Annotated in this window: 14 protein-coding genes and 1 other RNA gene; 7 read left to right on the forward strand and 8 right to left on the reverse strand. The window is 72.0% G+C overall.

The features are described 5' to 3' along the window. Window positions 1-103: 103 nt before the first annotated feature. Window positions 104-625, forward strand: coding sequence for a GyrI-like domain-containing protein (locus JOF43_RS01075; RefSeq protein WP_342592056.1), 522 nt, complete (start codon window positions 104-106; stop codon window positions 623-625). A gap of 100 nt (window positions 626-725) precedes the next feature. On the opposite strand, the gene JOF43_RS01080 is transcribed toward JOF43_RS01075, so the two are convergent. Continuing rightward, the gene (locus tag JOF43_RS01080; protein WP_209898006.1) at window positions 726-1,346 is read right to left on the reverse strand and encodes a histidine phosphatase family protein; all 621 of its coding nucleotides are present in this window, start codon (window positions 1,344-1,346) and stop codon (window positions 726-728) included. Further along, window positions 1,343-2,614 (reverse strand): PEP/pyruvate-binding domain-containing protein, encoded by a 1,272-nt coding sequence (locus JOF43_RS01085; RefSeq protein WP_209898007.1) that lies wholly within the window; start codon window positions 2,612-2,614, stop codon window positions 1,343-1,345. Before JOF43_RS01085 ends, JOF43_RS01080 begins: the two co-directional genes overlap by 4 nt. 55 nt (window positions 2,615-2,669) lie before the next feature. Between JOF43_RS01085 and JOF43_RS01090 the strand changes: the two genes are divergently transcribed. Both JOF43_RS01090 and JOF43_RS01095 read left to right on the forward strand, forming a co-directional pair. After that, window positions 2,670-3,143, forward strand: coding sequence for a DNA-binding protein (locus JOF43_RS01090; protein WP_245353978.1), 474 nt, complete (start codon window positions 2,670-2,672; stop codon window positions 3,141-3,143). Then, window positions 3,140-3,772 carry a transcriptional regulator gene (locus tag JOF43_RS01095; RefSeq protein WP_209898008.1) on the forward strand — a complete coding sequence of 211 codons (633 nt, stop codon included), beginning with the start codon at window positions 3,140-3,142 and terminating at the stop codon, window positions 3,770-3,772. Before JOF43_RS01090 ends, JOF43_RS01095 begins: the two co-directional genes overlap by 4 nt. Window positions 3,773-3,820: 48 nt before the next feature. Here the strand turns inward: JOF43_RS01095 and JOF43_RS01100 are convergent, their stop codons facing one another. Next, window positions 3,821-7,522, reverse strand: coding sequence for a DNA polymerase III subunit gamma and tau (locus tag JOF43_RS01100; protein ID WP_209898009.1), 3,702 nt, complete (start codon window positions 7,520-7,522; stop codon window positions 3,821-3,823). Window positions 7,523-7,616: 94 nt separating this feature from the next. Beyond that, window positions 7,617-8,969, reverse strand: coding sequence for an AI-2E family transporter (locus JOF43_RS01105; RefSeq protein WP_209898010.1), 1,353 nt, complete (start codon window positions 8,967-8,969; stop codon window positions 7,617-7,619). A gap of 145 nt (window positions 8,970-9,114) precedes the next feature. Here JOF43_RS01105 and JOF43_RS01110 point away from each other — a divergent pair, with 145 nt between their 5' ends. The 3 genes from JOF43_RS01110 (at window position 9,115) to JOF43_RS01120 (ending at window position 12,902) form a co-directional block, all read left to right on the forward strand. Next, window positions 9,115-9,525 carry a VOC family protein gene (locus JOF43_RS01110; protein ID WP_209898011.1) on the forward strand — a complete coding sequence of 137 codons (411 nt, stop codon included), beginning with the start codon at window positions 9,115-9,117 and terminating at the stop codon, window positions 9,523-9,525. A gap of 188 nt (window positions 9,526-9,713) precedes the next feature. Continuing rightward, complete coding sequence (locus JOF43_RS01115) at window positions 9,714-11,201, forward strand: dicarboxylate/amino acid:cation symporter (protein WP_342592057.1); 1,488 nt, start codon at window positions 9,714-9,716, stop codon at window positions 11,199-11,201. Between the two features lie 393 nt (window positions 11,202-11,594). Further along, window positions 11,595-12,902: an MFS transporter gene (locus tag JOF43_RS01120; protein WP_209898012.1), complete on the forward strand. Its 1,308-nt coding sequence runs from the start codon at window positions 11,595-11,597 to the stop codon at window positions 12,900-12,902. 19 nt (window positions 12,903-12,921) lie between these two features. Here the strand turns inward: JOF43_RS01120 and JOF43_RS01125 are convergent, their stop codons facing one another. The 3 genes from JOF43_RS01125 to ffs all read right to left on the reverse strand — a co-directional run bounded on the left by JOF43_RS01125 (window position 12,922) and on the right by ffs (window position 15,448). Next, entirely contained in the window at window positions 12,922-14,301 is a 1,380-nt protein-coding gene (locus tag JOF43_RS01125) for a TIGR01777 family oxidoreductase (protein WP_209898013.1), read from the reverse strand. Window positions 14,302-14,337: 36 nt separating this feature from the next. After that, on the reverse strand, window positions 14,338-15,222 hold the full coding sequence (locus JOF43_RS01130; protein ID WP_209898014.1) for a CPBP family glutamic-type intramembrane protease: 885 nt from the start codon (window positions 15,220-15,222) through the stop codon (window positions 14,338-14,340). 129 nt (window positions 15,223-15,351) lie between these two features. Next, window positions 15,352-15,448: signal recognition particle sRNA small type (ffs, locus tag JOF43_RS01135), an RNA gene on the reverse strand. Window positions 15,449-15,767: 319 nt separating this feature from the next. Here ffs and JOF43_RS01140 point away from each other — a divergent pair. Next, complete coding sequence (locus JOF43_RS01140) at window positions 15,768-17,327, forward strand: alanine/glycine:cation symporter family protein (RefSeq protein WP_209898015.1); 1,560 nt, start codon at window positions 15,768-15,770, stop codon at window positions 17,325-17,327. A 101-nt stretch (window positions 17,328-17,428) separates the two neighbouring features. On the opposite strand, the gene JOF43_RS01145 is transcribed toward JOF43_RS01140, so the two are convergent. After that, window positions 17,429-18,433, reverse strand: a complete 1,005-nt coding sequence (locus JOF43_RS01145) for an aldo/keto reductase family protein (protein WP_209898016.1) — start codon at window positions 18,431-18,433, stop codon at window positions 17,429-17,431. Window positions 18,434-18,496: the final 63 nt, after the last annotated feature.

Consider the following 18,496-nt stretch of genomic DNA (forward strand, 5'->3'; position numbering starts at 1 on the left):
CCCAGCTGGTCCCACCCAGGTCGGACGGGTACCGTCGGGCTGGGCCGTCGCACCATGCACGGCCCTTTCGCGACTCCGAACAGGATCCAGCACGATGTCGTCGATGCCCCCTCCCTATGGCGCCACTGAGCCGGCCTCCGCCTGCACGGTGACCGAGGCCCCCGAGGTCCCCACCGCGGTGGTGACGCAGCGCGACTTCCCGATGTACGAGATGTCGACCCTGATGGACGGCACGTTCTCGCACCTCGTCTCCGCCCTGGAGGAGGCGGGCATCCACCCGATCGGCCCGGCGTTCGCCCTCCACCACCGCGCGCCGGTCTCGACCGCGGACGTCGAGGTCGGCTTCCCCGTGGATGCCCCGCTGCGCGAGCCGATCACCCTGCCCAGCGGATACGAGGTGACCGCCTCGGTGCTGCCCGGAGGTCGGGTGGGCTGGGTCAGCCACATCGGCGGCTACGGCGGCCTGGCGGAGAGCTGGGGCGCGTTCACCGAGGACGTCGGGGAGTCCGAGGAGCAGATGACCTACCCGTTCTGGGAGTTCTACGTGACTCCACCATCGCCCGACGTGAATCCCGCGTCACTGCGCACCGACCTGTTCAGCCTGCTCGAGCCGCGCTCGGACTGAGCGCCCTTCGCGGCAGGGCCCGAGCGCTCTGCGCGGCGAGGAAGGCACGCTCTGCGCGGCGAGGTCCGCGCACCGACAGCCATGAGATCTCGCCGACAGCTCAGGGTCGCAGGATGTCGGGAAACCCCGTCCAGTGCAGCTCCCGCGGCAGGTGGGACATGTCGTTGACGAGGACGACCGACGGAGGCCGCGCTGCCCGGTGCTCGATCATGGTCAGGGCGGCGTTGGCGCAGTTGAGGCCGAGCCAGCGTGCCGGCGGCGCCTCGAGGGCGTCACGGATCAACCAGGCGATCTGGAAGGCATGGGTGATGAGCACCTCGTGCGTGTCCCGATCGCCTGCTCCCGCAGCGCGCCCCGATACGGACGACGCCCCGAAGCGCCTGCTCAACCGGTGGGCGAGGTCGTGCCCGACCGCCGCCTCCTCGGCGTCGTAGCCATCGAAGAACGGGGCCCAGGCCGCTGAGAGCTCCTCGGCGGGCGGGACGTAGGGGACGTGGTCGATGAGCTCCTCCACGTCGTCGACCAGAACGGTCGGGGGCAGTTCCCGGGCGATCACCTGCGCACTCTCGACGGCGCGGGGCAGGGGCGAATGCCACACGACGTCGAGGGGCATCCGTGCGAGCCGCTCGCCCAGCAGGGCGGCCTGGGACCTGCCGGTGTCCGTGAGCTCCCCGAGGGGATCGGCCTCGCCGTGACGGGCGAGGTAGAGATATCGGGTCATCGAGGCGTTCCTCCCGCGGTACGAGCGATGGTTCCGGCGCTCCCGTCGAGCTCTACCCATTCTCCGTCGCGGAGGGAAGAGGTGGCTCCGGCGACTCCGAGGACGGCGGGGACGTGCTGCTCGCGGGCGACGATGGCGGCGTGCGACAGCGCCCCACCGACCTCGGTGATGATGCCGTCGACGACGCGCAGCAGCGGCGTCCAGGCCGGATCCGTCCACGGGCACACGAGAACGTCGCCGGCACGTACCCGGGAGAAGTCCTCCGGGCCTCGGGCGATACGCACCGGGCCCGCGACCTGCCCGCGACTGCCCGGGGTGCCCCGCAGGAGGTTCGGAGGGACCGCCGGCGCATCTCTGCCCACGGAAGGCGGCTCTGCGGTGATCGGACGGGACTGGAGGATCCGGAGGTCGCCGCCGGACCGGGCCCATTCGATGTCCTGCGGACCCCCGAGGAGCTCGGAGATCCTGTGCCCGAGACGCGCGAGCTCGACGGCCGCGTCCTCGTCTAGACACGGCGCCCGCCGCTGCTCAGCAGCGACCTCGCGAGCGACGACCCCGTTCCCCTCACGGTCGACGCGTCGATGCTTGTCGGCGACCTCGCTGGTCACGAGCCCGTTGGCAGTGACTTCGTAGGCGTCGGGCGAGACCTCGCCTCCGACGACGGCCGCTCCCAGCCCCCAGGACGCTTCGAGGCGCGTGGCACCGCCCGGCTGCGTGGGTGTGAACAGGACCCCGGCGACCTCGGCGTCCACCAGCGGCTGGATGATCACGGCCATCGCCGAGCTTCCGAGATCACCGTCAGGACCGGCGCCGGCCGACGGGTCGAGGGCGCGAGTGGGCGCCAGCGAGGCCCAGCAGCGGTGCACCGCGGCGGCGATGCCGTCGGCCCCGCGCACTGCGAGGACGGTCTCGTACTGCCCGGCGGCGGAGGAGTCCGCCGAGTCCTCCCCGGTCGCGGAGGAGCGCACGGCGACAGGCACGTCCGCGAGCGCACCCAGGGCCTCATCGAGCGCCACGCGGAGGTCCATCGTGGGCGGCTCGGCGGTCGAATGGAGTGTTGCCGTACGGGCCACCGTCGGCAGATCGGCCGTCCGCGGCGCGATGCCCTCCGGTGATCCGCCGAGCGGCTCCTCCCCCGCGCCCCGGTGCATCGCGAACGGCACGACGAGGCCGTCGGGCACCGGCAATCCTGCGCGCAACAGGGTGCCGAGGGTCGCGGCCTTCGCCCCGCAGGTACTCCTCGTGGCGTCGCGCAGACGAACGAGCATCCCGCCACCTCAACTTTTTATTGACAATAATGTGTTGAGTATGCAGGATCAGGGCATGCCCCACAAGAACACGGACGGTCCGCACGGCGATCCGACCCGGCCCCGCGACGGGCGCGCCGAGGCGGGCAGCGCCCCCGACCGGATACGCAATGACCAGCCCGAGGTGCGCGGTGAGCAGCACCAGGCGCGCCGTGAGCAGGACGCGCGCGAGCACCTCCTGCACCTCGGCGGTGAGGCGCTGCCCTCTCCCCCGTGGCGTCCCCTCCGAGAGGCGACCTCGGCCGTGGATCTCGCCCAGCTCGCCCTGTGGAGATCACGCGATGCTGCACCGGAGGAGCTGCTCAGCGCTCTGACCCTGATGCCTTCGGCGCGCGCGGAGGTGGAGGGACTCGAGTCCGGCCTGTTGTTCATCGCCCGCGCCGCCGGCCTCACCTGGGCCCAGATCGCCGAGGCCATGGGCTTCAACTCGCCTCAGGCCTGCCAGCAGCACTTCACGCGGTTGAACGCCCGGCGGGACGTCGACTCGTGAACTCGACCTCGTCCCTCGACCTGCTGGTGCTGCACGGCGTGCGGCTGCGCGGCTTCGCCGGGACTCGCGGGATCGCCGATCGTTTCGGTCTGGATCCCCTGGTCACTGCCGAGGTCCTGCACGACTACGAGAAGCAGGGGGCGGTCGCCTTCGCCAGCTTCGCCGATCTCGGGGGATGGTCCCTCACCACGACGGGACGCGTACACAACGAGCGGATGCTCGCCGGTGAGCTCGACGCCGTCGGCGGAACGCGGGAGCTGCACGAGGTCCACCGCGAGTTCCTGCCCTGGAATGCACGTCTGGTCCAGGCCTGCACGGACTGGCAGCTGCGTCCGGTCGACGGGGACCCTCTCGCGGTCAACGACCATTCCGAGCCGGCGCGGGACGCACGGATCCTGGAGGAGCTGACCCGGGTCGGGAACGCCCTGGCACCGATCACGGACCGCCTGACCGCCGTCCTCGAACGCTTCGACGGGTACGACTCCCGGTACGCAGTAGCGCTGGAGCGTGCGCACGCGGGACAGACCGCCTGGGTCGATCGGAGCGACGTCGATTCGTGCCACCGGGTCTGGTTCGAGCTGCACGAGGACCTCGTCGCGACGCTCGGCATCGACCGTTCCACCGCGTGAGCGCACGCTCATGATTCCGGCTGCGCCGGGAGAGGGCCCTCGCCGCGGTCAGTACCTCTCGGTCTCGTCGATGACCTCGAGGACCTTGCCGCCGAGCACGGACTCGATGATCTCGCGTCCGTTGCGCTGAGCGACTACGGCGTCCTCGTCATCCCGGGTCGCCCCACCGGTGGGGTCCACCTCCGGCGCATCCTCGGGAGTGGCGCTGCGCGCTCGCTGACCGGCAGTGCGCGAGGCCTGGGCCGCCTCACGCACCAGGGCCGCGCCGCTGCGCGCGGGGACAGAGGCCGATTCGTCCCCCGGGGCCGGGGCGATCGAGGCCGTCCCCCAGGATGCCGCAGCTCGAGAGCTGGCGGACTCCGCCGGTCCTCCGGTGTCCGTGGGTGAAGGTGGAGCGCTGTCGGCCGGTGCGGGTTGAGCGGCGGTGGCCGCGGCACCCCAGGCACCTGGGCTCTCGGCCCACGCCGTGGCGCCGGGGCTCTCGGTCGGCGCAGTGGCACTCCGGTCCTCGGTCGGCGCGGAGGTGGCCGACGGCGACATCGGGGGCGGGGAGGCCGCGTCGACGGCTGCCGACGAGGACGAGCCGACGGTGGTGGAAGTCCGTCCCGCGGGAGACGGCGACGCGGCCGATCCCGGCGTCGCGGCGGAGGAGGCCGGTCCCCACCCGGACGGTTCGGGGGCGGCATCCGAACCAGCGCCAGCGGCACGAGCAGCACCGTGGTCGGCACCGGCACCGTGGTCGGCACCGGAACCGCCATCGGCGCCGCTGGTCGCCGACGTCGTCGGGACGGTCTGCGCGGGACGGGAGCGGATCACTCGGCCCTCGGCGATCGCCCGCTTCAGCGCCGCCTGTCCATAGGTGCGCGGTTCCTCCGGGGGCAGGGAGTCACGCCCCTCGTCGTCGACGACGGGGATCTCCCCGTCGTCCGCTCCTCCGGCGGGCGGGGCCGCGACCGGCGGGGCGACGGCTGATGCCACCTCGTCAGATCGAGCCGGCGCCGTGGCGGGAGCCGGCGCGAGCGCGTCGGACCAGCGCCCCGTGTCTGGGCCTTGGTGCACCGCCGGCGCCGGCGCACCTTGCGGCATCTCGTCGGCGCCGCCCGGCCGCGGGGCGCTCTCTGAGGGGTAGGAGTCCCGGGGGTCCGGCGGGAAGGGATCGTCCGGTTCCGGGGCGAAGTCCTCGGACCGGTCCGGACCAGATGCTGCGGGGCCGCGATTCTGCTCGGAGGCGCGGGCAGCGGCGCGCAGCGCGCGCTCGGAGGCGCGCTGGCCTGCGGACAGAGGCTGCTCCTCCTCCTGCGGGGCCGAGGTCGCCGGAGCCGGCGGCGCCTTCGGGGAGACGGCATCGCCCCACGGGACAGGCCCGGCGTCGGGGGAGGAGCTGCCGGACGGGCCGGCAGGGTCGACGGACCGCGCGTCGGTCGATGCGGAATCGGCCGACGGCGCGTCCGTCGGGCTCGTTGCCTGCTCGCCTGCGCCGTGCCCGGCGATCCCCTGACCCGCAGTGGCTTGGGGCGCCGGAGTCCGGGCGTTTCCGGGGCCGTCCTGGGCGGGCGCTCCGTCGCGGCCCTGCGGTCCGCCGTCCTGGGTTCCACCATCGTGCCGAGCACCACCCTCCGGCCAACCGGCACCCTGTGACCCCTGTGCGCCCTGGGTGCCGCCGCCGGGATGACCACCCCCACCGTGCGGTCCGCCACCCCGCTGCGGGCCGTCGTGGCGCTGTCCCCCGGGGCCGCCCGGACCGGGGCGACCGCCGCCGCCGGGGCCGGGGTCCTCGCCGACGACGGCCTCGACCGTGATGTCGGTGTGCATGATGCGGCGCACCGCATCGGCCAGGTTCTCTGCAGCAGTGCCGCGGTGGAAGGCGGAGACCAGGCCGTCGGTGCGGAACCCGATCACCAGGGTCGTCCCCTGGGCACCGTGGACGTGTCCGTTCTGGGAGATCAGCGCCCAGCTGGGGCGGCGGATCTGCGCGAGCTCGTCGAGGATCGCGGACCAGTGCGAGCGCACCTCGTCAGGATCCAGCCCGTCGGTCCCGCCGCTGGGGGCCGAGGCACCGGAAGCATCCTGCGGAGGCCGGCCCTGTTGCGGCTGCGGCTGCACCTGCTGCTCGGCCGGCTGGTCCTGCCGGGTCGGTGGCTGGGACTGCTGCGAGTGGTTCGACGGCGACTGCGCCGCCTGCGGATCGATCGGCTGGCCCTGCCGGGACGACTGCCTCTCGCCCTGCGCCTCGGGTGCCTGCGGCTGACCCGTCGGCGGCTGGGCCTGCTGATTCTGGGGGGCCTGGGGCCGTGAGGCGTTGGTCTGCGGTGACGGCTCCTGCGCCGCCGGCCCGGGATGCTGGCCCGCATCGGCGGTGGCACCCGCACCGACTGCTCCAGCCGCTCCCGCGGGGGCCGCTGTGTCCGGCGGCTCCGGCGAGGTCGGCGCCGCGGAGGGCGCCCCGCCGGAGCGCGCCTGACGCGAGGCCTCCGCCTTCTCCTGGGCGATGCGGCGGGCCTCCTCGCGCCCACCAACACTCCCGGGCGCCCCCTGCGGAGCACCGTGAACAGGGCCGCCGCGGCCGCCCTGCCCCTCACCACCGCGGCCGCCCTGCGCCGGAGCCGGGCGTCCCCCGGTCCCGTCGGCCGGAGCGGCGAGCGCGGCTCGCTCATCTCGCAGCACCAGCCGCGCGGCCAGCAGCTCGAGGTGGAGTCTCGGCGAGGTCGCCCCGCTCATGGTGGACAGCGTCTCGTGGACGAGGTCGCCGCACTGCGAGAGGTCCGCGGGGGCGAACATCGTGGCCTGGCCGCGCATGCGCTCGAGCTCGTCGGCGGGGACCTGCGGCAGCAGATCAGCGCCGCGATCCGGCACCGCGGCCAGCACGATCAGGTCCCGCATCCGTTCCAGCAGGTCCTCGACGAAGCGGCGCGGCTCGTGCCCGGTGGCCAGCACGTGCTCGACCGCCGCGTACAGGGAGGCGGCATCCCGCTCGGCGACCGCGATGATGGCGCTGTCCAGCAGTGCGGTATCGGTGAAGCCGAGCAGAGCGATGGCGGTGGGGAAGTCCAGGCCGTCCTCCCCCGCCCCGGCCATGAGCTGGTCCAGCACCGACATGGAGTCGCGGGCCGAACCGCCGCCGGCACGCACCACGAGCGGCATGACGCCCTCGCCGACCTGCACACCCTCGGCCGCGCACACCTCCTCGAGGTAGGGCGCGAGCACCTGCGGCGGGATCAGCCGGAAGGGGTAGTGGTGGGTGCGCGAGCGGATGGTGCCGATGACCTTGTCCGGCTCGGTGGTCGCGAAGACGAACTTCACGTGCTCCGGCGGCTCCTCGACGAGCTTGAGCAGAGCGTTGAAGCCTGCCGAGGTGACCATGTGGGCCTCGTCGATGATGAACACCTTGAAGCGGTCCCGCACCGGGGCGAACGAGGCGCGCTCTCGCAGCTCGCGGGCATCGTCCACACCACCGTGGCTGGCGGCGTCGATTTCCACCACGTCGAGGCTGCCGGCTCCGCCGCGCGCCAGGTCACGGCAGGAATCGCAGTGGCCGCACGGGGTGTCCGTCGGCCCCTGCTCGCAATTCAGGCAGCGCGCCAGGATCCGCGCAGAGGTGGTCTTGCCACAGCCTCGCGGGCCCGAGAACAGGTAGGCGTGGCCGACCCGTCCCGCGCGCAGCGCACGCCGCAGCGGCGTGGTGACGTGGTCCTGGCCGATCACCTCGGCGAAGGACTCGGGACGATAACGACGGTACAGAGCGGTGGCCACCCGTACAGGCTAGTAGAGGCGCCCGACGATCCCTGCCGTGGGGGACGAACTGGCCTTGTGGAGGAAGGGCAGCGGTGGTGGCGGACCAGGGCCCTCAGGGACGTGCGGCGCGCGGGGAGGCAGTGCCGTCCGCGTCCCCCTCGCACTCGGCCGAGGTCGCCGGAGGCCCCTCACGGTCGTCGTCGGCCGCCTCCCGAGTCGCGTCACGAGATTCCCCCGCCCCGTCACCGGACTCGTGCGACCTGCTCGATCGGTGCGTCTCCTGGGCCATCTCCCCTGCCGGGTCATCGGCCTCCGACGCCTCGCCGGCCGTCCCCTGCGCCGTGTCGGTGGCCGTGCGCGTCGCCTCGAGCTTCTCGGAGCGTCGGCGCAGGCCGCTGAACGTCGCGGTGAACACCATCAGCACCACGAGCACCGGCACCGCGACGTCGAAGACCCAGTCCGGGATGCTGAACGGCAGCGAGAGGTCCGGGATCCAGCCGAACAGCACTTCCCTCAGCCACTCCCACGCCTCCGCAACCGGACGCAGCAGGGCGGCGAGGAACTCATGCACCGGAGCGAAGAGGGCATCGAGGAACTCCCCGATCGGGCGCAGCACCCCCGCGACCCACTCCCGGACCGGCTCCAGCGCAGTGGCCAGAGCGTCGAGGACTGGTCGGACCCGCTCCTCGATCCACTCCTTGACGGGATCCAGCAGGCCGCTGAACAGCGCCCCGAATCCCAGCAGCGGCAGCAGGAAGCCCGCCGCCTTGGTCAGTGCCGCGACCAGCGCATACCGGGTCGGGTGCGCCGAGCGCTTCTGGTCGCGGGCGGCCGACGGGCTGCCATCGGCCGGCACCAGCAGGGTGCGTTCGAGGCCGTGGCGCACGTCGACCTCCCCGGCGCCGCCCAGCCCGGCGGTGCGCACGGAGATGACCTCCGCGTCCGCGAGGCCCCCGTCCTCGTCGGGGCGGCGCACCGTGCAATGCACGACGGTGAAGTTCTCCTCCAGCCGGAACTGCAGGTCGTCGGCGGGAGCGGGGGCATCAGGCACGCCGGCGACGGGAGCGACCGCATCGGGCGCGTCGCCGGCGTCACCCTCGCGCACGTCGTCGGGCCTGCCGTCCTCGCACGTGCGGTCATCGGATGCACCTGCCCCCTCCGTCGCTGACCCGTCGCGCTCGCCCTCCTCCGTCCGCTCGGCATCGGGCTCCTGCTCCTCGCGCGCACGGTGCGCCTTCTCCTCGGCCTTGGGGTCGTGCTCCACCCCGTCGAGGAGCACGGTGAACGAGCTGTCCAGGAAGCGATGACGCACGCGGACCAGGTAGTCGTGCCCACGAGCGCGACCGCGGTACTCGACGTCGGCCGCGAAGCGCGTGGACCGCCGGTCACCGAAGGGCGACGTGGCATCCTTCGGGTCGGCGGCGTCCTCGGAGCGGGCGTCGGGCGGGGCAGGGCTGTCGGGCATGGCACCACGGTGCCACCCGCGCAGAGCCGCCGCATCGTGCGCGCGTCGGAGATCCGGGGTCGAACCATCCTCCGACCGGCCGACGCCGCACGGCTCGCACGCATAACCGGTTGACCCGCGATGGGACCCCACGAAGACTGAGGTGATGAGCGTCTTCGTCTCCCACACCAGCATCGACTGCCACGACGCCTACGCCCTCAGCGAGTGGTGGCGCGACATCCTCGAGTACGAGATGGACCCGGAGGACCCGAACCTTCCCGGGCACGAGGAGTGCGCGATCCAGGACCCCGCCACCGGGCACACGCTGCTGTTCCTGGAGGTGCATGACGAGGAGCTCCCGGCGAAGCGGATCCATTTCGACGTGCGCCCGCGCGAGCGCACGCAGGACGACGAGGTGGCGTGGGCGCTGTCCCAGGGCGCGACCCAAGTGGCCGATCACCGCGGCCAGTACGGCCCCGGCACCGGCTGGGTGATCCTGGCCGATCCGGAGGGCAACCAGTTCTGCATCCTGCGCTCGGAAGGGGAGCGCGCGACGGCCCCGAGCTCGGACGACTGAGCCCGCCCCTCGCGGACGACGCGCAGCAGACCTCCGCCAGGACCCACGAGGAGCGAGGTCACGCCGCACGCGGACACCTGCCACCCAACCCCACCTGCGAGCATGACCAGCTACCCCCAAGTTTTTCTTATGTGACCCTGTATCCACAGCATTGATGTCGCTGAGACAACGGCGTAGCGTCTCACGGCGTGAGCACACCTACCACCCCCACCGCCCAGCACGGGACGACTCCGCCGCGCACGCGCAATCCGCTGCGCGCGATCGCCCGCATCCCCTTCGGCTGGCAGGTCCTGATCGGCCTCATCCTCGGCGTGGTCCTCGGCCTGGTCGCCGCCCAGATCGGCCCGGTCCCCGGCGCCGGCGAGGACGGCGCGGACGGCCCCAACTGGCTGACCACCACCCTCGAGACCATCGGCACGATCTTCGTGACGCTGCTGAAGGCCCTGGTCCCGCCGCTGATCTTCCTCGCGATCGTCACCTCGATCGCGAACCTCCGCAACGTCACCAACGCCGCCCGCCTGGCGTGGAAGACCCTGCTGTGGTTCGCGATCACCTCCTTCATCGCCGTGATGATCGGCATCGGTCTGGGCGCGCTCACCAATCCCGGCGTCGGCTCCGGCGTCTCGGAGGGGGCCGCCGAGGCCTCCGAGACCCAGGGCGGCTGGCTGGACTTCCTCACCGGCCTGGTGCCTTCGAACTTCCTGGGCGTCGAGGGCAGCGTCGGCGACGACGGCTCCGTCTCGCTCGGCTTCAACGCCCTGCAGATCCTGGTCATCTCGATCGCCGTCGGCATCGCCGTGCTCTCCGTCGGCGAGAAGGCCGATCCCTTCCTGCGCTTCACCGGCTCCGCCCTGGAGATCGTCCAGAAGCTGCTGTGGTGGGTCATCCGCCTCGCCCCGATCGGCACCGTCGGCCTGCTCGGCAACGCGGTGGCGAGCTACGGCTGGGACGCCATCGGCCAGCTCGGCGTCTTCGTCGCCGACGTCTACATCGGCATGTTCATCGTGCTGCTGGTGGTCTACCCCGTGCTGCTGAAGACCAACGGGCTCTCCATCGGCTCCTTCTTCCGCGGCGTGTGGCCGGCGACCTCCCTCGGGTTCGTCTCCCGCTCCTCGCTGGGCACGATGCCGATGACCCAGGCGGTCACCGAGCGCATGGGCGTCCCGCGCCACTACGCCTCCTTCGCCGTGCCGCTCGGCTCGACCACCAAGATGGACGGCTGCGCCGCGATCTACCCGGCGCTGGCCGCGATCTTCGTGGCGAACTTCTACGGCGTGCCGCTCGGGATCACCGACTACCTGCTCATCGTGCTGGTCTCCGTGCTGGGCTCGGCGGCGACCGCCGGCATGACCGGTGCGACCGTCATGCTCACGCTGACGCTGTCCACCCTGGGCCTCCCCCTCGAGGGCGTCGGCCTGCTGCTGGCGATCGACCCCATCCTGGACATGGGCCGCACCGCCCTGAACGTCACCGGCCAGGCCCTGGTGCCCGTGATCGTCTCCACGCGCGAGAAGATCCTCGACCGACCGGTCTACGATGCCGCCCGCCGCTCCTCCTTCCAGGCGATCCAGGCCGAGCAGGCCCAGGAGACGACCGACGGCGCCGCCACCACGGGGGCGCGGACCGACGAGCCGGGCCCCGAAGCGCCCCGGGAGAAGGAGACGGCCGGCGTCTGACCCGCGCCCGCCCGGCACCCGGCACCCGGCACCCGGCACCCGGCACCCGGCACCCGGCACCCGGCACCCGGCACCCGGCACCCGGCACATGATTGCCTGCTCAGGACCGATCTGCGCGTCGACATCGGTCCTGAACCGGCAATCACGTGTCTTCGCCGGAGACGACGGACGCCTGGCCGGGCCCAGGTCGCCGCGACGACGGACTCGGCCATCGCCGCCTGCCGGGAAGCGTGAGCCCGCGCACGAGGCGCCCCTCCTCCCCTGGCCGGAGCTCGCCCGCCGCCCGTAGGATCCTGGTGTCAGATCGGCCCGGCTCCCCGGGCCTCCGCAGTGCATCTACCTCGGGTCCACGGTGTGGATCGTCCAAGGCGGCACCCACCGTCCGGAGCACCGATGAGCACTCAGCGAACCGCCCCCGCGCAGCAGAAGCCCACGACCCTGCGCGGCGTCGCCGGCACCGCCTACTTCCCGATCGCCTTCGTCGCCCGTTTCCCCTTCGCGATGATGGTCGTCGGCACCCTCACCCTCGTCGTCTCCGCGCGTGACTCGATCGCGCTCGGCGGGCTGAACTCGGCGGTCGTGGGGCTCGGTTCGGCGCTCGTCGGGCCGCTGCTCGGCGCCGCCGCCGACAGGGTCGGTCAGCGCAGCGTCATCCTCGTCTCCGGGATCGTGAACTCCCTGGCCCTGCTCGCGATGGCGGCGGTCGCCTTCAGCTCCCTGCCCGACGCGGCAGTGCTCGCCGTCGGCTTCCTCGTCGGCGCCTCCTCCCCGCAGATCGGGCCGTTCTCCCGCAGCCGTCTGGTCCAGCTGATCCTCACCCGCCTCCCCTCCGCCCGCCGCGCTCGCAGCCTGAACGCGACCATGGGCTACGAATCAGCGGCCGACGAGACCGCCTTCGTGTTCGGCCCCGTCGTCGTCGGCCTGCTCGCGACCACGATGAGCCCGGCCGCCCCCATGATCGGCGCGGCAGCGCTGACGCTGCTGTTCGTCACCGCTTTCGCCCTGCACCCCACCGCCCGGGTCAGCATCCCCACCTCCGAGGAACCGGTGGTGCAGGCGCCGGCCCGCGAGCTGCGCACCCTGCGGGTCCTGGTGGTCGTGGCAGGGGCATTGGGCGTCGGGCTCTTCTTCGGCACGGTGCTCACCTCGCTCACCGCCTTCCTCTCCGAGACCGGTCACGGCGACTCCGCGGGGCTCGTCTACGGCGTGATGGGCATCGGGTCGACGATCCTCGCCCTCAGCATCACCCTGTTCCCCGAGGGGTTCGCCCTGCATGCGCGCTGGCTCGTGTTCTCCGCGCTGATGCTGGCGGCGATGCTCGCCTTCGGCGTCGCGGGCTCCCTGACCGGGATCGTCGCGGCGATGGCCGTGGCCGGCATCGGGATCGGCCCGACGGTGGTGACGCTGTACAGCCTCGCCGCCGAGCGCAGCCCGCGCGGACGCTCGGCGACGGTGATGACCATGCTGGGATCGGCCACGATCGTCGGCCAGTCGGCCGCTTCGGCGCTGACCGGCGCGGTCGCCGAGAACATCGGGTCGCAGGCGTCCATGTGGATGCCCCTCGGAGCGGCCGGACTGGTGGTACTCGCGGCCCTGGTCAATGCCCTGGCATGCCGCGAGGCAGCGCCCGCCTCCGTCACCGGGGACGAGCTTCACGACGAGACGGTCGCGCTCGCGGAGCACCCCGCCGAACATCTCTGAGCCGCACCGCACGAGACGTTCAGCGGCGCAGCACGTGGCGCAGCGCGGCCTCCACCGTGCGGTGGGTCGCCTCATAGCCGCTGGCCTCCAGCCGGGCGTCGGAGACGTTCTGGTCGGTCCGGACCAGCTCGTCGGTCGCGTCGGCCCCGAGCAGCAGCCGCGGCCCGAGCGCGGGCACCGGCACCAGGGCGGGCCGGTGCAGCACCGAGCCCAAGGTGCGGGCGAACTCGCGGGCGGTGACCGGCTGCGGTCCGACGGTGTTGAGCGGCCCCTCCACCTCGGCCGAGAGCGCGGCGTGGGCGAAGGCACGCACCACGTCGTCCAGCGTGATCCACGAGGTCATGGCCTCGGGCTCGGTCAGTCGGCCGCCGACTCCGGCGAGGAACATCGGCAGCTGCGGCAGGAGAGGCCCTCCCCCGTCGGACAGCGAGAGACCCGTGCGCAGGAAGGTGGTGCGGATCCCCGCCTCGCCGGCCGCGCGGGCGGCACGCTCCCAGTCCCGCACCAGGTCGGCGAGGATGCCCTCCCCGCCCGGGTCGGCCTCGGTGAGCAGCTCGCCTGGACGCCGCGGCCCGTAGAAGCCGATGGCGCTGGCCTGCACGAGGGCCGACGGGCCGTCCCTCATGCCGGCCAGGGTGCGGGCGATGAGTGCCGAACCGTGGATCCGGGAGGAGCGGATCTCGCGTCGGGTGCCGTCGGTCCATCGGGTAGCGATGGAGCGCCCCGCGAGGTTGACGACGACGTCAACCCCCTCGAGGTCGGCCGCGTCCAGGGCTCCGGCCTGCGGATCCCAGGAGATCTCGCCGGGGCCGACGCTCCCCTCACGGATCACCCGTCGCACGGAGTGCCCGCCGGTCTCGAGCAGGGCGGCGAGCTGGGTGCCGATCAACCCGGAGGAGCCGGTGAGGGCGATGGTGCGCCGCGGTGTGCCGGCGAAGCCGGCATGGAAGCGCAGGTCATCGTGCAGCTGGCGGTCGCGGAAGGCGAGCAGGCGGCGCACCTGCGACTCGACGGAGCCCGCGAGCCGCTCGAGAGGACGCGGCAGTTCGACATCGATGAGGTCGTGGACGAGGGTGCCGTGGTCGTCGGCGGTGAAGCGGTGCTCGTGGCGCCAGTCGCGCCAGGGGCCGTGGACCTGTTGGTCGACGAAGCGTCCGTTCTCGTCCCCGGTCTCGTGCTCGCGGTGACGCAGCACCCAGTGCGGGCGCAGGAGGTCCGGCAGCCGGGACGGGCCCAGGTGCGCCGCGACCACGCGCCCGACCTGCAGACCGTCTGCGGCGGGATCATCGGCGCCGGCGAGTCCGGGCGGGGTCAGGCGCACGATCGCGCCGGGCCGCTCGTGCCAGGCCAGCACGTCGGCCAGTGGGAAGGGCACGCGGTGGGTGGTCTCGATCCTCACGGGAGCTCCCAGCTTCGACGATGGTGTTCCGCCACGCTACGCACCGAGGCGGCGTACGGACAGCCCTCGCCGCGCCCTCGGCTGCGGGTCGGGAACGGGCCCGATCCCGCCGGCGACGCGCAGCACCATCCACCCCACCGCGATCCACAGCGCCCAGGAGGACAGGTCCAGCAGCCACGCCAGGGCGGGGTCGACGGTGCCCAGCACGTTCTGCTCGATGGCCACGCGGGCGCTGGAGAACAGGCCGTGGCCGATGACGGCGGCCCAGGCGGTGCCGGAGATCTCGCGCAGCGCCGACAGCAGCGGGGCCACGGCGACGATGGTGCCCAGGTAGGTGACCGCCTCGCGCGGCGCGAGCCCCAGGGCGAACACGATCGGCAGATGCCACAGCGCCCACATCATGCCGATCACCAGGGACATCGACCAGAATCCGAGGGGTGCGAGCTCGCGGTGCAGCCAGCCTCGCCATCCCGTTTCCTCGCCGATCGCGAAGGCGGCCTGCATCGCGAACACCATGGGCACCGCGAGCACCAGGGCGAGCACGGGAGCGGCGTCGGCAGCCGGTGGGGCGCCGGCGCCGAGGCCGATGAGTATGCGAGCCAGGGGAACCAGCACGAAGGCGGCGATCGCGCCGAGGCCCGCGACCCCCAGAGCCGCCCAGGACGGGACGGTCAGGGCCAGCGAACGCCTCCAGGGCTCGTCGCGCCGACGCACGAGGAGGGCCGCGAGCAGCGGGGAGAGCTGGGCGAGCGGCACCACGAGGCCGACGGCGGTCAGCGGGAGTCGTCCGGTCGCCAGCGGCACGGACAGCCCGGTGCTCACGGCGGTCGCGAGGACCAGGAACAGCGCGACGCGTCGCAGATCCGCCGTGGTGAGCGAGCCTGACGAGGCAGCCGGGGCAGCTGCGGGGAACAGGGACATCGTGTGCTCCTGGTGGCCGTGCGCGGGGCACAGGAGGCGGCGCCGCGTCGCTGTCCACCGTAGGAAGCGTGGCCGACATCCAGAAGGGGGATCCCCGCCGACGAGGGGTGAGGGCAATCCCCCAGGGCGTGAAGCGACCCCTCGTGCACCTGCCAGAGCTCACCTGCCCTTGCTGCCGTCAAGCCCTGGGGGAGTTCAGCAAGATGACACCGCACGAGGGGTCGCTCCCCAGTGTAGAGGCGCGAGGACCGCGGTTCCAACCGGGAGGACGCACATCACGACTGCCACGGCACGCCGCGCCGACGACCCGGCGGGATCCGGCCGTTCCGTGCGCCGACCAGGGACCGTGATCACGTCACGAGCCCATAACGAGGGGCTCGGATCGTGCAGCGCCCCTCTCCGACCCGCTAGGGTGCCTCCAGCGCGTGCCCGTGACCGCACTCACATCCGCCAGTGCCGAGGATGCCATCTGTGCGGTCTGCGGTCACTGGCACCCCGGTCCTCCCCGGGATGCGCGTCCATGTTTCCCACCCCAGGAGTCACTGATGATCGCTCAACTCATCGAGGACACGAACGGGTTGATCTGGTCGGTCCCGCTGATCGCCCTGTGTCTTCTCGCCGGCCTGTACTTCACGATCCGCACCGGGCTGCTCCAGGTCCGCAATATCCCGGACATGCTCGACCAGCTCAAGAAGGGCGAGACCTCGCCGGACGGCACCTCCTCCTTCCAGTCGCTGATGATGTCCCTGGCCGGACGCGTCGGAATGGGAAACATCGGCGGCGTCGCCACGGCCATCGCCTTCGGCGGGCCCGGCGCCGTGTTCTGGATGTGGGCCTCCGCCTTCCTCGGCGCCTCCACCTCGTTCATCGAGTGCACGCTCGGTCAGATCTACAAGGAAAAGGACCCGGACACCGGCGAGTACCGCGGCGGCCCTGCCTATTACTTCGAGAAGGCATACAAGCACAAGGCTCCGGGCCTGTCGCTGTTCTACGGTGGTCTCTTCGCCGTGGTCACAATCGTGGCCATGAGCTTCTTCCTGCCCGGCGTGCAGGCGAACGGCATGGCCTCCGCCATCGACAACGCCTGGGGCATCCCCACCTGGGTCACCGCCATCGGCCTCGTGATCCTGCTGGGCTTCATCGTCATCGGCGGCGTCAAGCGCATCGCCCACTTCGCGGTGATCGTGGTCCCTGTCATGGCGATCCTGTACATCCTCATCGCCCTCGTCGTGTTCTTCATGAACTTCGAGGACATCCCGCGGGTGTTCGGCCTGATCTTCGGCAGCGCCTTCGGCGTCCAGCCGGTGTTCGGAGCGATCATCGGCCTGGCCATCAAGTGGGGCGTCCAGCGCGGCATCTACTCCAACGAGGCCGGCCAGGGCACCGGTCCGCATGCCGCGGCCGCGGCCGAGGTCTCGCATCCGGCCAAGCAGGGCTTCGCCCAGTCGTTCTCCGTCTACATCGACACCCTGTTCGTCTGCTCGGCAACCGCGTTCATCATCATCTCGACCGGCATGTTCAACACCTTCCAGAACGAAGTCTGGGACGAGGGCGCCTCACCGGTGATCGGTTCGGGCCAGGGCGACCTGAGTGTCGACGTCGAGCCCGGCCCGGGATACATTCAGCAAGGCCTCGACGCCGTGTTCCCTGGCGCCGGGCCCTCGTTCATCGCGTTCGCGCTGTCGTTCTTCGCCTTCACCACGGTCGTGGCGTACTACTACATGGCCGAGGTCAACCTCACCTACATCACCCGCAAGATGAAGAACCGCACCCTCGCGCGGGCACTGCAGCGCGTGCTGCAGGCGCTGGTGCTGGTCTCTGTCGCCTACGGCGCAGTGACCACCGCCGGCTCCGCCTGGGGCCTCGGCGACATCGGCGTGGGCTCGATGGCCTGGCTGAACATCGTCGGGATCCTCGTCGTCCAGGTCCCCGCCCTGAAGGCGCTGAAGGACTACCGCGCACAGAAGAAGCGGGGCCTGGATCCGCAGTTCGATCCTCGGGAGCTGGGGATCGAGAACGCCGAGTTCTGGGAGCTGCGGGCGGACGGCCACACGCTCCAGGGCCGCTCGGGCGGGGAGCTGGAGGACGAAGGCGTCTCGACGTGACTCCCTGAGCACGGTCGGTGCCCGACCGCGGCGCGACGCCCGGCGCCCCGAGGAGAATCCTCAGGACGCCGGGCGTCGTCGTGCGTCGGCGTTTCGCTGCGTCAGGCCAGGCGCTGCGCCGGGGAGACGGTCTTGGCCGGATCTGTCTCGGGAAGGTCGCCGAGCACCTCGTCGATGCGGGTCCGCACGTCGGCGTCGAGCCTCACGCCGGCGGCCTTCACGTTCTCGGTGACCTGCTCGGGCCGCGAGGCGCCGATGATGGCGCCGGCGACGTTGTCGTTCGAGAGCACCCAGGCCACGGCGAGCTGGGCCATGCTCAGCCCCAGCTCCTCGGCGATCGGCTCCAGTCCCTGCACGGCCTCAAGGGTGCGATCGTCCAGGAAGCGCTTGATCATGTCGGCGCCGCCCTTCTCGTCGCGGGCGCGCGAACCCTCGGGCGCCTCGGCACCGGGCTTGTACTTGCCGGTCAGGATGCCCTGGGCGATCGGCGACCAGACCACCTGGGACACGCCGAGCTCCCGGGAGGTGGGCACCACACGCTCCTCGATCACCCGCCACAGCATCGAGTACTGCGGCTGATTGGAGACCAGCTGGATGCCGAGCTCGCGGGCCAGCTGGTGGCCGGCGCGGAGCTGGTCGGCGTTCCACTCGGAGACGCCGATGTACAGGGCCTTGCCGGAGTGGACGACGTCGGCGAAGGCCTGCATCGTCTCCTCGAGCGGGGTCGCGTCGTCGTAGCGATGGGCCTGGTAGAGGTCGACGTAGTCGGTCTGGAGCCGGGTCAGCGAGGCGTCGATGGACTCGCGGATGTGCTTGCGGGACAGCCCGGTGTCGTTATGCCCCATCGGGCCGGTCGGGAAGTAGACCTTGGTGAAGATCTCCAGCGATTCGCGTCGCTCGCCCTTCAGCGCCTCGCCGAGCACGACCTCGGCGGCGGTGTTGGCGTACGTATCGGCGGTGTCGAAGGTGGAGATGCCGGCGTCGAGGGCGGCACGCACGCAGGCGCGAGCGCGGTCGTCCTCGACCTGCGAGGCGTGGGTGAGCCAGTTGCCGTAGATGATCTCGCTGATCTTGAGGCCGCTGCGGCCGAGGTGACGGTGTTTCATGTAACTCAGCCTACGGTGACCCCGGAGGGACTACCCTGGTGATCCACGTCATAGACCACGCTG

The sequence above is a fragment of the Brachybacterium sacelli genome, from assembly GCF_017876545.1.
Classification (GTDB): domain Bacteria; phylum Actinomycetota; class Actinomycetes; order Actinomycetales; family Dermabacteraceae; genus Brachybacterium; species Brachybacterium sacelli.